This window comes from Chryseobacterium sp. BIGb0232 (assembly GCF_024810195.1).
Classification (GTDB): Bacteria; Bacteroidota; Bacteroidia; order Flavobacteriales; family Weeksellaceae; genus Chryseobacterium; species Chryseobacterium pennae.
In genome coordinates this window covers 142,960-157,216 of the sequence record NZ_JANUEH010000010.1, presented here as the reverse complement: position 1 = coordinate 157,216, position 14,257 = coordinate 142,960, and the positions used below count along the sequence as shown (strand labels likewise).

The 14,257-nt window shown below is 36.7% G+C and carries 17 protein-coding genes; 10 read left to right on the top strand and 7 right to left on the bottom strand.

The genetic code is table 11. The features are described from left to right. Positions 1–69 precede the first annotated feature (69 nt). Positions 70–2,658, top strand: a complete 2,589-nt coding sequence (gene mutS, locus M2372_RS19705; RefSeq protein WP_123320303.1) for a DNA mismatch repair protein MutS — start codon at positions 70–72, stop codon at positions 2,656–2,658. A 38-nt stretch (positions 2,659–2,696) separates the two neighbouring features. Here the strand turns inward: mutS and M2372_RS19700 are convergent, their stop codons facing one another. Next, positions 2,697–2,852, bottom strand: a complete 156-nt coding sequence (locus tag M2372_RS19700) for a hypothetical protein (RefSeq protein WP_185018871.1) — start codon at positions 2,850–2,852, stop codon at positions 2,697–2,699. Positions 2,853–3,116: 264 nt separating this feature from the next. On the opposite strand from M2372_RS19700, the gene M2372_RS19695 reads away from it, so the two are divergent. After that, the gene (locus tag M2372_RS19695) at positions 3,117–3,434 is read left to right on the top strand and encodes a hypothetical protein (protein WP_123320304.1); all 318 of its coding nucleotides are present in this window, start codon (positions 3,117–3,119) and stop codon (positions 3,432–3,434) included. A gap of 330 nt (positions 3,435–3,764) precedes the next feature. Here M2372_RS19695 and M2372_RS19690 read toward each other — a convergent pair whose 3' ends face one another. Together M2372_RS19690 and M2372_RS19685 are read right to left on the bottom strand one after the other, a co-directional pair. Continuing rightward, complete coding sequence (locus tag M2372_RS19690) at positions 3,765–3,929, bottom strand: bacteriocin (RefSeq protein ID WP_115968515.1); 165 nt, start codon at positions 3,927–3,929, stop codon at positions 3,765–3,767. A 31-nt stretch (positions 3,930–3,960) separates the two neighbouring features. Next, on the bottom strand, positions 3,961–4,122 hold the full coding sequence (locus M2372_RS19685) for a hypothetical protein (RefSeq protein ID WP_165852156.1): 162 nt from the start codon (positions 4,120–4,122) through the stop codon (positions 3,961–3,963). A gap of 151 nt (positions 4,123–4,273) precedes the next feature. Here M2372_RS19685 and M2372_RS19680 point away from each other — a divergent pair, with 151 nt between their 5' ends. The 3 genes from M2372_RS19680 (at position 4,274) to M2372_RS19670 (ending at position 5,909) form a co-directional block, all read left to right on the top strand. Beyond that, entirely contained in the window at positions 4,274–4,762 is a 489-nt protein-coding gene (locus M2372_RS19680; RefSeq protein WP_123320305.1) for a TlpA disulfide reductase family protein, read from the top strand. Between the two features lie 8 nt (positions 4,763–4,770). Beyond that, positions 4,771–5,427 carry a thioredoxin family protein gene (locus tag M2372_RS19675; protein WP_123320306.1) on the top strand — a complete coding sequence of 219 codons (657 nt, stop codon included), beginning with the start codon at positions 4,771–4,773 and terminating at the stop codon, positions 5,425–5,427. Positions 5,428–5,507: 80 nt separating this feature from the next. Continuing rightward, the gene (locus M2372_RS19670; protein WP_123320307.1) at positions 5,508–5,909 is read left to right on the top strand and encodes a DUF2809 domain-containing protein; all 402 of its coding nucleotides are present in this window, start codon (positions 5,508–5,510) and stop codon (positions 5,907–5,909) included. A 10-nt stretch (positions 5,910–5,919) separates the two neighbouring features. Here M2372_RS19670 and M2372_RS19665 read toward each other — a convergent pair whose 3' ends face one another. The 4 genes from M2372_RS19665 to M2372_RS19650 are packed head-to-tail and all read right to left on the bottom strand — an operon-like array spanning position 5,920 to position 9,102. After that, positions 5,920–6,837 carry a YARHG domain-containing protein gene (locus tag M2372_RS19665; protein WP_123320308.1) on the bottom strand — a complete coding sequence of 306 codons (918 nt, stop codon included), beginning with the start codon at positions 6,835–6,837 and terminating at the stop codon, positions 5,920–5,922. Continuing rightward, on the bottom strand, positions 6,834–7,469 hold the full coding sequence (locus M2372_RS19660) for a DUF2306 domain-containing protein (protein ID WP_123320309.1): 636 nt from the start codon (positions 7,467–7,469) through the stop codon (positions 6,834–6,836). Before M2372_RS19660 ends, M2372_RS19665 begins: the two co-directional genes overlap by 4 nt. Before the next feature lie 9 nt (positions 7,470–7,478). After that, on the bottom strand, positions 7,479–7,871 hold the full coding sequence (locus tag M2372_RS19655) for a hypothetical protein (protein ID WP_115968506.1): 393 nt from the start codon (positions 7,869–7,871) through the stop codon (positions 7,479–7,481). Between the two features lie 28 nt (positions 7,872–7,899). Next, positions 7,900–9,102, bottom strand: coding sequence for an NAD(P)/FAD-dependent oxidoreductase (locus M2372_RS19650; RefSeq protein WP_123320310.1), 1,203 nt, complete (start codon positions 9,100–9,102; stop codon positions 7,900–7,902). Positions 9,103–9,216: 114 nt separating this feature from the next. On the opposite strand from M2372_RS19650, the gene M2372_RS19645 reads away from it, so the two are divergent. The 5 genes from M2372_RS19645 (at position 9,217) to M2372_RS19625 (ending at position 14,253) form a co-directional block, all read left to right on the top strand. Further along, positions 9,217–9,711 carry a thioesterase family protein gene (locus M2372_RS19645; protein ID WP_123320614.1) on the top strand — a complete coding sequence of 165 codons (495 nt, stop codon included), beginning with the start codon at positions 9,217–9,219 and terminating at the stop codon, positions 9,709–9,711. Positions 9,712–9,716: 5 nt separating this feature from the next. After that, positions 9,717–10,778 carry a thiamine-phosphate kinase gene (gene thiL, locus M2372_RS19640; RefSeq protein ID WP_123320311.1) on the top strand — a complete coding sequence of 354 codons (1,062 nt, stop codon included), beginning with the start codon at positions 9,717–9,719 and terminating at the stop codon, positions 10,776–10,778. An 89-nt stretch (positions 10,779–10,867) separates the two neighbouring features. Next, positions 10,868–11,689 (top strand): AraC family transcriptional regulator, encoded by an 822-nt coding sequence (locus tag M2372_RS19635; protein WP_123320312.1) that lies wholly within the window; start codon positions 10,868–10,870, stop codon positions 11,687–11,689. 168 nt (positions 11,690–11,857) lie between these two features. Further along, entirely contained in the window at positions 11,858–13,066 is a 1,209-nt protein-coding gene (locus M2372_RS19630) for a multidrug effflux MFS transporter (RefSeq protein WP_123320313.1), read from the top strand. 278 nt (positions 13,067–13,344) lie between these two features. Continuing rightward, on the top strand, positions 13,345–14,253 hold the full coding sequence (locus M2372_RS19625) for a DUF6268 family outer membrane beta-barrel protein (RefSeq protein WP_123320314.1): 909 nt from the start codon (positions 13,345–13,347) through the stop codon (positions 14,251–14,253). The last annotated feature ends 4 nt before the right edge of the window (positions 14,254–14,257 follow it).

Below are 14,257 nucleotides of genomic sequence, written 5' to 3'. Positions count from 1 at the left end.
CAGCGATAAAGCATAAAACCACTCTGAACCCTGAATTTATTTTTCTAAATTTGGGGCTCATTTTTTACTATGGCAAAATCGAAGAAGGAAACTCCGCTAATGACTCAATATAATACCATCAAGGGCAAATACCCTGATGCGTTGTTGCTTTTCAGAGTAGGGGACTTTTATGAAACTTTTGGGCAGGATGCTGTGAAGACGTCCCAGATATTGGGTATTGTTCTTACCAAAAGAAATAATGGTGAAGGAAGTGTAGAACTGGCGGGATTTCCGCATCACTCAATAGATTCCTATCTTCCAAAACTGGTAAGGGCAGGGATGAGAGTAGCGATCTGCGATCAGCTGGAAGATCCTAAAATGGTCAAAGGAATTGTGAAAAGAGGGGTTACGGAGCTGGTAACACCAGGGGTAACGTTCAATGATCAGGTTTTAAATTCCAAAAAAAATAACTTCCTGCTTTCCCTGCACAAGGAAAAGGAAAAGTATGGGATTGCTTTAGTAGATATCTCTACAGGTGAATTTCTGGTAAGTGAAGGAAACCTTGAAAAACTGTTGCATATTGTCAATACTTTTGATCCCAGTGAAATTATTTTCCAGAGGAGTGTACAGATTCCGGAGCAGATTAAGAATAAGAATGCTTTTAAGCTGGAAGACTGGGCTTTTCAATATAACTTTGCCTACGAAAAATTAACCAATCATTTTAAAACCAATTCTCTAAAGGGGTTTGGAGTGGAGGCCCTTCCGTTAGCTATTACAGCAGCAGGAGCTATTTTTGCCTACTTGGTGGAAGATACACACCATAACCTGCTTTCTCATATTACAAAACTTCAGATTATTCCACAGGAAGATTATCTGATGATGGATAACTTCACCTTAAGAAATCTGGAGATCGTTTATCCAAGCAATCCGCAAGGGAAATCATTGCTGGATATTATTGATAAAACCTCAACGCCAATGGGCGGGAGATTACTGAGAAGAAGAATTATTCTTCCTTTAAAATCTGTAGATGAAATTTCAAGAAGACTTTCCCTGATTGATTTCTTAAACGAAAATGATCAGCTTAAATATGAAATAGGACAGCTTTTAAAGTCGATCTCCGATCTTGACCGATTGATGGGAAAACTGGCCGCAGAGAAAATCTCACCTAGAGAATTAGGACATCTGCGTCAAAGTTTGATTAATATTCATAGAATCAAAGCATTATTACATCCTCATGCAGATGTATTGGCTTGGCTAGAACCATTATTTGATCTTGAAGAACTGATTAAATACCTGCAGAATCACCTTAATGAAGAACTTCCGGTAAGCATTGCCAAAGGAAATGTCATTAAGAACGGGGTTTCTGAAGAGCTGGACAGATTGAGAAATCTTCAGAGTAAAGGCCGTGGCTTCCTCGATGAAATGTGCCAGAGAGAGATTGAAAGAACAGGTATTACAAGTCTTAAGATTGATTTTAATAATGTTTTCGGATACTATATTGAAGTCCGGAATACCCATAAAGATAAAGTACCGGATGACTGGGTGAGAAAACAGACCCTTGTGAATGCCGAGCGTTATATCACAGAAGAATTAAAGGAATATGAAAGTCAGATTCTGGGCGCTGAAGAAAAAATAGGCGTTCTGGAAACTCAGTTGTACAGGAATCTATGTTCTGAAACAATGGTTTATATTGATCAGATTCAGGGGAACTCCAATATTATTGCTCAGCTTGATGTAGCTGCCGGATTGTCTGAACTTGCTGTTTCAGAGAGCTATACGAAGCCTATTCTGAATGATGGTTATTCCATTGATCTGAAAGAAGCAAGACACCCGATTATAGAAAATGCTCTTCCATTGGGAGAAAAATATATTCCGAACGATATCTTCCTGAATAAAGATTCTCAGCAGATTATCATGGTTACAGGACCAAACATGGCTGGTAAATCAGCAATTCTCCGCCAGACGGCTATTGTATGTCTTTTGGCTCAGATCGGAAGTTTTGTGCCGGCTAAACATGCAGAAATAGGAATGTTGGATAAGATCTTTACCAGAGTAGGAGCTACAGACAATATTTCAGCAGGAGAATCCACTTTCATGGTGGAAATGAACGAAGCTGCCAACATCCTGAATAATATTTCAGAACGAAGCCTTATCCTTCTGGATGAAATTGGACGTGGAACTTCCACATATGATGGGGTTTCCATTGCATGGGCTATTGCAGAATATCTTCATCAGCACAATACACAGGCGAAGACTTTGTTTGCAACCCATTACCATGAACTGAATGAAATGACCGTGAATTTTGAAAGAGTGAAGAACTTCCATGTTTCCATTCAGGAAAACAAAGGGAATATTATCTTCTTAAGAAAACTGGTTCCCGGAGGCAGTGAGCATAGTTTTGGTATTCATGTGGCAAAGCTGGCCGGAATGCCTGCCAAAGTGGTAAACAGAGCAAATGAGATTCTTAAAACCCTTGAAGCAAGCAGAACCCAGGGCGGAGGAACCTCAGAGAATATCAAAAGGGTAACGGAAGAAAATATGCAGCTTTCTTTCTTTCAGCTGGATGATCCGGTTCTGGAGAATATCCGTGAGGAACTTACCAAGATAGACATCAATACTTTGACACCTATAGAAGCTTTAATGAAGCTGAACGCCATAAAAAAAATGATTGGAGGATAATCCAATCATTTTTTTTTATTGTAAACGTTTAAAATTGATTAGCAGCAACGCCCGTCTTCTCCTATAAGACCTGGTTCAAGCAATCCTGAATCACTTATACAGAATCCTGCGCGACATCTTATACCAGCCCCACCATTAATTTCTTTTAAATCTGTTTTTGTCAATTTTCTTTTTTTGTTCTCAAAATTTTTCATGATTTTTTATTTAATTTATACTAATATACATGGAAATTTTAATAATTCCACACTGTGTGATAAAATTTAACGGTATATTGTCACTGAATAGTGAATGATAGATATGCTTTCCCTTTTGTGATATGTGTTTGTACTATAAACAATTGTGTTTTATTTCTATAAAAAAATAAATTTGTTGTTTTTGTGTTGTCTTAACGATGCTTAATAATAGGATTTTAGAGTTATAAATCTAAAATTGTACCTTTCGGATTAATAAAACCAATCATGAAAAAAATATTTTTAGTATTCTTATTGATTTCACTATTCTCATGCAATAAAGCAGCAAAGGAAAGAGCTGAACAAAGAATTCATGATTCTGTAGCAGTAGTATATAAAGCGTATATCGATTCAGTGACAATCGTCAAGAGACGTGAAGATTCTATAGAGGAACATTACAGAAAGAAACCTCGACGACCAGGATCAATGTATTGTGAAAATGGAACAATGTTTTATGTTGCAAAGGCTTCTTCCTCTAAATCAAAAACTAAATCAAAAATTAGGTCAAAAACAAACACAAAATTAAAAGCTAAGAGAGAACAGTAAACATTTTTTAGCCAACAGACATGTGTAGGTTTCTGGGTTATAATTATTTATTAAATTTAACCATGTGGAATTATTAAAACCCTGTCAACTATTCTGTTTTGTACCATTGCAAAGCTCAGCCGTAAAGTATTCCCATTTTGAAATACGAAGACCTTCAAAAACGTGTTTAGGAAAAAAGGGATATCATTTTTTAAGAAAGCGGGTTCCCAAGGCAGGTGAGTACAGACATCAATAGTTTGACTTCTACAGAAGCTTTAATGAGCTGAATATGATAAAAAAAATGACTGGAGGAAATCCAATCATTTTTTTATTGTAAGCGTTTAAACTTGATTAGCAGCAGTATCCGTTTTTACCCACGGGGCCAATGATCATGAAATGACTGCTCACTCCTCTAAGTTTGCAAAGTCCTTCTGCGCAGTTGGCTGCAACACCGCCACTGATTTCTTTAAGCTCAGCTTTTGTTAGCTTCTTTTTTTCAATTTTTGATTTTTTCATATCTTTTTAATTTGGTATTATTACTCTGTAATTAGCAGCAAGGACCGTCCTGAATTCCGTAGACTCCATACAGCTCTTCCCCGGTATTACGGTCCGTACAGTTGATTACCCTCGGGCAGATAGGTCCTGCTCCGTTAATGGTTTTCAATTCAATCTTGGTAAGTTTCTTTTTTTGATTCATTGATTTTTTCATAATAATTTTAGTTTGGTTAGAAAGCTAATGTACATTTTATTTCAATAATTCAATACTGTGTGAACGATAAATTTAAAGGTTCATTGCGCCCGTTAACAAACTTTAACAGTTTGGAAATCATAGATAAAGGTTGCAATTATTAAATTTGAATATGAAGAATATATTTAAAATTCTGGCCATCTTTCTTTTCTGTGCGGTTTGTAAAGCTCAGCAGACCGAAGTTCCCGTTGTAAAATATGAAGACCTCGAAAAAACAATACAGCAAGAAAAAGATAAGTTTCTTGTTGTCAATTTCTGGGCAACCACCTGTGCCCCTTGTGTAAAAGAGCTTCCACATTTTATGGAGATAAATAATCAACATGCAGGTAATCCGAAGTTTAAAATGATTTTGGTTTCCTTAGACAGGCTGGTAGATAAAGAAAGAGTTTTAAAATTCATTAAAAATAAAAGCCTGACTGCTGAAGTGGTTCTCCTGGATGATATCAAAAGAATGAATACCTGGATTCCAAAGTTTGAAAAGGATTGGGACGGAAATATTCCGGTAACGTTATTTTATAAAAGCGGAGGAAAAGTATACTTTAATGATGGTGAAATGAGCAAGGAAGATCTTGAAAAAACAATTACTGAAAATTTACAATAAAGACTATTATGAAAAATATGAAAATTTTAATGACTGCATTCATCGCTGGTTTAGGATTACTAAGCTTTACAACGGAAGCTCATGATAAGAATAAATTGCAAAAAGAAACCGTTTCGAAAGTGAAAGGGTATGAAGTAGGAGATGAGGCAGCCGATTTTAAGCTTAAGAATATTGATGGTAAAATGATTTCCCTGAGTGATTTTAAAACAGCTAAGGGATTCATCGTTATCTTTACCTGTAACCATTGTCCGTATGCAAAGAAATACGAAGACAGAATTATTGAATTGGATAAAAAATATAAAAACCAGGGATATCCTGTCATCGCCATCAACCCCAATGACCCGAATGTACAGCCTGAGGATGGTTATAAAGAGATGATTGACAGAGCCAAGCAGAAAGGGTTTACTTTTCCGTATTTAGTGGATGAAGGGCAGAAGGTTTATCCTCAGTACGGAGCCACAAAAACGCCACATGTTTTTGTATTGCAGAAAGAAAAGGGTAAGAATATTGTAAAATATATAGGCGCTATTGATAACAACTACGATAACCCGAATGATGTATCAGAATATTATGCTCAGGATGCAGTAAATGCCCTGATTAAGGGAGAACCTATGAAAATGACAAAAACTGTCGCCATTGGATGTACAATCAAAGTAAAGAAATAATATATTTGTCAGAATAAAATCGGTATTTTTAATGAATACCGATTTTTTATGCCTGAACTTTTAAGATTTAAAACATCCATATGAAATTCCAATTTAGCCTGAAATATCTGCTTGCCTCCGTTTTTATTTTCCTGATTGAGGTACTGATTGCTACAAAACTGAAAGATATTTTCTTCGTACGAGCCTATCTTGGGGATGTTATTGTAGTAATGCTTCTCTATACTTTGGTGAAGAGCTTTTTCAGGGTAAACAATGAAAAACTTATCTGGGGAATTCTGATTTTTTCCTGTTTTGTAGAGTTTGCCCAGTATTTTAATATTGCAGAAAAACTGGGCTTCCGGGAGGGAAGCCTGATGTATATTGTCATCGGGAATTCTTTTTCCTGGATTGATATTCTGTGTTATGCTGCAGGTTGTCTGTTGCTTTATCTTTTTGTTAAAATGACAAATAATAAAAGTTTGGCTTCAACTCCTAATTCCTAATTTTCAGAACTTACCTTCCAAAACTGTCATATTTATCTTCAGCGTATTTAATAAATCTGTTCAGTAGTGCCACGTTATCCTTTTCCATGGGAGAAAGTTCGTTGTCTACATTATTGGAAACCGGAATGTACCAATTGGTCTGCTCGAAAAAGTCTCTGTACGTTTCTTTTTTGAAAGAATAACCATGCCTTGCAAACACTGAGTTCTTGATAATCTCAAGATCCAGTTTTCTCAGATTTTTAATGTCTTTTTCGCTTAGTTTTTGTTTAGAGGCATTCAGTTTAAAGACCGCATCAGAAGCAACCCGATTCTTTGATGTGGTATAACTTTCGGTTTTCCCATCACTGTCGGTGTATTTTTCTACAAAATCTTTAGGATTGTTCCAGTCTACCAGGTTGGATTCCGGATCAAGCATAAAATTAGGATTATACACAAATTCTTTTTTGATGAGTTTCAGAGATTTCAGAGGAGCTTTTACAGCTTTTTTATTGAAAGCATTCCATTTTCCCGTTAAGCTGTCTCCATTAAGTTTTACTTCAAACCTGCCGTCTGTTTTATCATTCCCGGGTTCATCCAGTACAAAAGATTTTGAAGATTCATTAAAAATTCCTCTTACAGGACGTTGGTTTCCATTCACAATGCTTTGTCCATACACACTGTCTTTGGTAATTTTGTTGATTTTTATAGAGATTCTTTTGTAGACATTCTCATCATATTCAGAGCCGTCTACATCATCAACCAGTTTTTCCATCCCTGCAAAGTCTCCGGTGTAAACTCCGTAATATTCTTTATGAACTTCAGGAATGACTACAGAGTCTTTTTTTGCGGTTAGAGAATCTTTGTCTGATTCATTCGTTTTTCCTTCTTTTTTGCAGCTTATCAGAGAAACTGCAAACAAGGAAATAAGGGTGTAACTTAAAGTTTTCATATCTGTTTTTTTGTAATTAAGTATTCAATGATAAGGATATTGGGAATCCAGCCCAGCCATGCAATGATTTGATAAACATCCATGGGATTTGGGTGAAATAAATATACAATAATAACTTTCCACATCCGTAATGTAATGGCTGATAATGTAAAAGCAAAACTCCGCCACATCCATTGCTTGTGTTCTTTAAACTTTTTTTGCCTGGCCAGCTGATAGGCTCTGAAGGTAGAAAACCACCATGAAAGCCCCAGAATAACAAATGATACCTTTGAAAAAAGGCCACCATTGGCAAAAAATCCCATATAAATTCCTGATGGTGCAGCTAAAAATAAAATGAGAAAAATATAAAACTTTCCCATGTTCCGGTGAAAGCTTTTCCATCCAAAATCTTTGCGAAGTATGGCTAAAAATCCTGAAAGAAGTACAAAAATGCTGGTGTACACATGAGTGTAGAAAAAATAAAGATATTCCGGCCTATGTTCTACTTCTGTTTGTTTAATCATCAGGAAGCTGACGTTGGGATCTACAGGAATATATTCCAACGTAATGCTGAGCATCAGCCAAAAGAAATATACAAATCCTATGATGAGAAGGATCTTTAAAAATGTGATATTTCTTTTGGCTGATAGCATACCTATGCTTTAATCAAAATTTATCGACATTGGAAGGGTATACCAATAGTCCACAGGTTTGTTTTTATAAACAGCGGGCTCCCATTTTTTGTTTATGGTATTGATGACCCGTATCAATTCTTTATTAAAGTTTTCCTGCTCTCCGTTTGCCGTCACAGAGCTCAGTTCTCCCTTGGAATCAATTAGAAACCGTACCTCTGAGTTTGCTGAGTCTGTAATGATACTAAAATTTATTTTACTCATAATGAGTGTTCTGAATACAGCAATTCCTCCTGGAAATTCAGGTTTTATATCTGCTTTATTAGTATAATCTTTTACAGGGGATTCTGCCCGGTCCTGTTTTACCTGAGAAAAACATAATGTGAACCCAAACGTAAATAGTAGAAATATTAATTTTTTCATGTGTCGTTATCCTTATTTTTAGTGATTTTTATAGGGAATTTAAATCCTGTGCAATCAGCCATCCTTCACTCCAGCATGCCTGAAAATTGAATCCTCCCGTCACAGCATCTATATTTAAAACTTCTCCGGCAATATAAAAATTAGGAAGAATTTTTGAAGACATGTTTTTAAAGTTAATTTCTTTTAAATCAACACCTCCCGCAGTTACAAACTCGTCTTTAAATGTTGATTTTCCGGTCACCGGAAACTTTTTCTTACACAGATTTTCCAGAATTTTCTGCGTTTCTTTTCCTGAAATATTGGCTACCTGCTTGTTGAGATCAACTTTTGAAATATCTAATATTTTTTGCCAGAATCTGTTTGTAATATCAAAGATTTTCGATTGGCCTATGGTCTTTTTAGGATTACTTTGTTTAAAGTTATGGAACATTTCTTCTGCATCGTCCATCTCTATGGAAACAAAGTTCACCTCAATTTCAAAATTGTATTTAAGTTTTGCGAGACTTATGGCTTCCCATGCTGAAATCTTTAGAACAGCAGGTCCGGAAAGTCCCCAATGGGTAATCAAAAGCGGTCCGCTTTCCTCAGTTTTCAGTTTAGGAATAGAAATTCCTGCATTTTCAAAACTGGTTCCGGGAAGATCTTTTAAAAGATCATCTTTAATATTAAAAGTAAAAAGAGACGGAACAAGGTCTATGATCTTATGCCCCAGATTTTCAACAATTTTTAAGGATTTAGGTGAGCTTCCGGTAGTGTACACAAGATAATCCGCTTCAAAATCTCCCGAATTAGTTTTTACACTATATTTTTCATCCTGTTTTTCAATCTCCTTTACGGTACATTTTGTCTGTACAACTACATTTTTCTTCTGAACTTCATTCAAAAAGGTATTGATGATGGTCTGTGAAGAATTGCTTTCAGGAAAAGTTCTGTTGTCATTCTCTATTTTCAACGGAACATTACGCTGATCGAACCATTCCATCGTGTCGCCCGGTTGAAATTTAGTAAAAACACTTAATAGTTCTTTGTTTCCACGGGGATAAAACTGTACGAGCTCTCTCGGGTCAAAGCAGGCATGGGTGACATTACATCGTCCGCCTCCGGAAATTTTAACTTTCTGAAGAACATCTGAGTTCTGTTCTAAAATCGTAATTTTATATTTCTTTTCGTCAAGGTTGGCTGCGCAGAAAAAGCCTGCAGCACCACCTCCGATAATGATGATCTGTTTCATGTATGGGTAATCTTATGCTGAAGATTATTTTTTCAAAAGTACAATTTTTATAAACCATCTTATTTGAGTATTTTTGAAGATTATAATTTTAATGATACCAAAAACGATTTCAGTATGATTTTCTACCATAAATTTGAAGTGCGTTGGAGCGATCTTGATGCCAACAAACACTTAGCCAATTCATCCTATGTACAATATTGTGCTCAAGCCAGAATGGCTTTTATGACCAAGGAAAAAATGGGAGTTACCCAATTAAGCAGATGGGGAATCGGGCCTGTTATCCTGCACGAAAGATATTCTTTCTTCAAGGAGATCTATGCCGATCAGATTGTTATTGTAAGTGTAGAAATAGACGGGTGTTCAGATGATTCCTCCATTTACCGTTTCGTTCACAAGTTCTATACACCGGAGGGAGTACACTGTGCTACTTCCGAAGCAACAGGAGTCTGGATTGATATGATGCTTAGAAAAATGACCACTCCACCAGATGATGTAGTGGAAGCAATGAATAAATACAAAAGCCCGGAAACTGTGGTGCTATCAAAGGACGATTTTAAAAAGCTTCCTTTCCATCCACATAATATTGATCCGGCAGAAATTAATATATAAAATTTATGTTTGAAGATAAATCACAGGAGCTGACTCCCATTTCAAAACTAGGAGAATTCGGTCTGATTAAACATCTGACAGAACATTTTCCTTTATCCAACGAATCTTCGGAGCTTGGAGTAGGAGATGATGCGGCAGTAATTAATCCTGGCAATAAAAAAGTAGTTCTTACCACAGACGTTCTGGCAGAAGGAGTACACTTTAATTTAGGCTATGTTCCGTTAAAGCATTTAGGCTATAAAGCGGTAGTGGTAAACCTAAGTGATATTGCAGCGATGAATGCCGTTCCTACACAGATTCTAGTCTCTTTGGCTGTTTCCAACCGTTTTCCAGTAGAAGCTTTGGAAGAACTCTATGCAGGAATTCAGGCAGCATGTACCCGATATAAAGTAGATCTGATTGGTGGAGATACTACAAGCTCCAATTCAGGATTGGTAATGAGTATTACGGCAGTAGGAATCGAAGAAGGGGAAAATATTGTGAAGAGAAGCGGAGCAAAACCAAATGATCTTCTTGTAGTAACAGGAGATTTGGGTGGAGCTTATATGGGACTTCAGATTCTGGAAAGAGAACATGCTGTTTATCTTGCAGACCCAAATATGCAGCCGGAAATGGAAGGCTATGATTATATCCTGGAAAGACAGTTGAAACCTGAAGCAAGAACAGATGTTAAAAGTATTTTGGAAGAGCTGGATATTAAACCAACTTCCATGATTGATATTTCTGACGGTTTAGCTTCTGAAATTCTTCACCTTTCCGATCAGTCTAAAGTAGGTTTCAGGCTGTATGAGGAAAAGGTACCGTTGGATAACCTTACGATCTCTACCGCAGATGAAATGAATTTAAATCCTGTTATGACTGCATTAAGTGGTGGTGAAGATTATGAATTACTGTTCACGATTTCACCAGAAGATTTTGATAAAATTAAAAACCATCCGGATTTTAGCATTATAGGACATGCTGTGGAAAAAGAAGAAGGAAACTTTATGGTAGCAAGAGGATCTAACCAATTGGTAGCTCTTACTGCTCAGGGATGGGATGCATTTTTAGGAAACCAGAACGGATAAAATTATTTAATTTTAAATATTGTAGAAAACCGCAGCACTTTTTTTGCTGTGGTTTTTGTTTATAGCTTAACTATTTTAAAACTCCAGTGATGATTATACCGGAAAAAGAAATACCGATGCACCATCTGACTTCTGAAGAATTTCAGATGAGTACTCTGAGTGCAGCTGGCCCTGAGAATTTCCATGATGTTCACCGGCATAATTTTTTTGAAATTATCTGGTTCAGGGAAGTGTATGAAAAAAGCCATTTAGAGCTGGATTTTGAAAGTTATAAACTTGAGAACAATCAAATCTGTATCATTGCACCTGGGCAGGCATTCAATATGAAGATAGAAGGAGAAGAGGGATATGCCATGGCGATAAGCCGGGAAATTTTTAACGAAGCCTGTGATATTGAATCTGTTCTTACCGGAGGTGTGCTTCCGTTCTTTTTAGATTCTAAAAATGAAAAAACCTGCAGCACACTTATCTCATTGATTGAACAGGAATATAAAGCCACTTCAAGAACAGAACTTTTAAAGGCTTATCTGAAAGCATTCTGTATCATTATTGGAGAACAAATTAATCCTCAGGAACTCTTGCTGAATGACCGTCAACGTGTTCATGACTTAGTAGGACTTATTGAGAAACATTATATAGAACAGAAGGAAACAGGTTTCTACGCCGAAAAACTAAAGATAAGTACCCATCACCTGAATGATATTGTGCGTCTTCTGAGAGGAACAACAGTAAAAAAAATGATCAACCAGCGTCTTCTCCTTGAAGCTAAAAGAGAACTCAGCTTTGGAGCGCTTACAGTAAAAGAGATTGCTTTTAAACTCGGTTTTAACGATGCTTCATATTTTTCAAGGTTTTTTAAGAAACATACAGGGCAAAACCCAGACTTTTTTAAGAATAATGAAAAACGGTAATCCTCAATATTTACAATTTTTAGGGTTTTAAACTAGCATTTTTTACTTATTATTGTACATTGATCTTCAATTTGTCCTATACTTCCTTCAGTTCTGTTATTGTAATCTTTTGCTTTTTAAGGCAATTTTGCATCCTGAAAAAAAACCGCCTGCGAAGGCTTACAATTTATGAAGAAGTTAGGTATTGTAGTGTTTATTTTAGCATTACTCAACACGTTGGAATCTTTAAGTATAGATCTTTATCTTCCTGCTTTCCCAAGCATGGCTGAAATTTTTAAAACAGATATTGGGCATATCCAAATCTCTATTTCTGTTTTCTTTGCCGGATTTGCGTTCGGACAATTATTATGGGGACCTTTATCAGACAAAACAGGCCGTAAGCCGATGCTGTATTGTGGTCTTCTCCTCTTTATCATAGGGGCTACTGCCATTTATTTTACCTCAGATATTTATGTTTTATGGGCGATGCGTTTCTTACAGGCGTTTGGAGGAAGTGCGGGAATTGTGATTGGAAGAGCCATTATTATTGATTTGTATGATAAACAAAAATCTGTAACCATTTTTGCCCAACAATCTCAGATCAGTGGAATTGCCCCGATTGTAGCTCCTTTGCTGGGAAGTGTATTTCTGAAATACTGGGGATGGAACAGTTCATTTGCTTTTTTATGCATCATGGGACTGATTACCTTCTTTATGGTATACAAATACGTTCCGGAAACAAATACAAGAATCAGCCAGCCGGATCATGACCTTCCGGATGAAAAAGGATTAAAGGAACAGTTGAAAATGATTATTTCCAATAAAGAATTCATCAACAGTACGATGGTGGGAAGTATTGCTTTTGCCTCTCTGATCATTTATATTTCAAATGCTCCGTTCTTATTTATGGAACTTCACGGATTCTCGAGTGAGACCTTCAGTTTTATATTTGCATTTAATTCATTGGCCTTGATTACAGCAGCTTATATTACTCCAAGGCTGATTAAGAGAATCAGTAATTCGGATCTTTTATTTGGAGCTACATTGATGCTGTTGCTGGTGTGTTCACTGCACATTCTGATCGCTGCCGGAAGCCTTTCTGTAGCTTTGGAAATCGCAATGCTGTATTTATCATTGCTGGCTATCGGAATTCTGTTCCCTATTACCTCTGCACATGCTTTATCTCCGTTTAAAGAGGGGAGAGGTACGGCTGCAGCGTTACTGGGATTCATGCAACTAATGGTTACCTTTTTAATATCAGGATTATTGGGGCTTTTAGAAGCAGATTCTATAATGCCGATGGTGGTTACCCGTACAGGAATGGCATTGGTTGCTGTATGGTTTGGATATCAGATATTTAAAAGTAAAAAAAACACAGTACAGCAATCTGTAGCTTAATAAGTAAGGAAGTGGGAAGCGGGAGGATGGAAGTTACTGAAAGTCAAAGAACGAATAAAGCTTAGGATTGCAGATTTTTCTGGGTTTTTAGTACTCTATTTTGTAATAACTTTCAGTAATTCAGTAGACAAATACTAACTTCCGGCCTCCCTCTTCCAGCTTCCAGCCCATTGAGCTTTATCCTGCCATTGCTTCTATTGGTCATACCATTCAGGCACTTAATCAAGTAATTTTTGTAAACAATCCCTAAAGGGTTCTCTTTGCGTAAAATTTAGAATATGAAAAGAAACCTTTTGACGGCTTTTTGCTGTCTGTTGCCATTAGGGTATTGGGTAAGTGCACAATCAGGAATCTCTGCAGAACTTAAAACAGAATATATTCCATCCTCTAATTATATCCGGCCGGAAGACAGCGTGAAAACCAATTCCAAAAGTGATTTTAAAAGAGTAAATCTGAACCTAAGTATTCCGTTATCGGTAAAAAAAGATAAAGATGGTAAGGTAAAAGCATGGGCTATGCTACTGGGTGGGTCTTACGCAAAAATGTCACACACAAATTATGAAACTCCGTTATTTCCGGATCAGATGTTGAACGCCCAGGTGGGGCTACAGCATATAAGACCTTTAGGTAAAAAGTGGAGTATGATGATGATGGCCTCCGTGGGAGTGTATACTGATATGGAAAAGATAAGCTTTGATGATGTGCTGGGACAGGGTGGTATTGTGTTTATCAGGCATTTTAATCCTAATCTTGCTTTGGGTGTTGGACCGGTGCTTACGACAGCATTCGGAGTTCCAATGGTGTTACCGTGGATCTATTTTGACTGGAAAACCAACGGAAAGGTCAAATTCAGAATTAATTTCCCGGAAGGCGCGGAAGCCGGATATGAGTTCTCAGATGCTTTTACCTTAAAAGCTGTGGTTAACCTCAGCGGGATGACTGTAGAAAGGAATAAAGAGGGACAATCCATAATGTTCGGTTATCAGCAGATTACAGCAGGTCTGAAACCGGAAATAAAGATCAATGATAAGCTGAGTATAGGGATTACAGGAGGATCAACCTTAACGAGAAGTTTCATAGAAAGTGAGCGAAAGATCAAAAGCATTTTTAAAGAGAAAAAAATTGCAGATCCAAAGTTTTCCAGTACATTCTATGCAGCTGTATCTCTACGCTGGAATTTACCTTAAGATA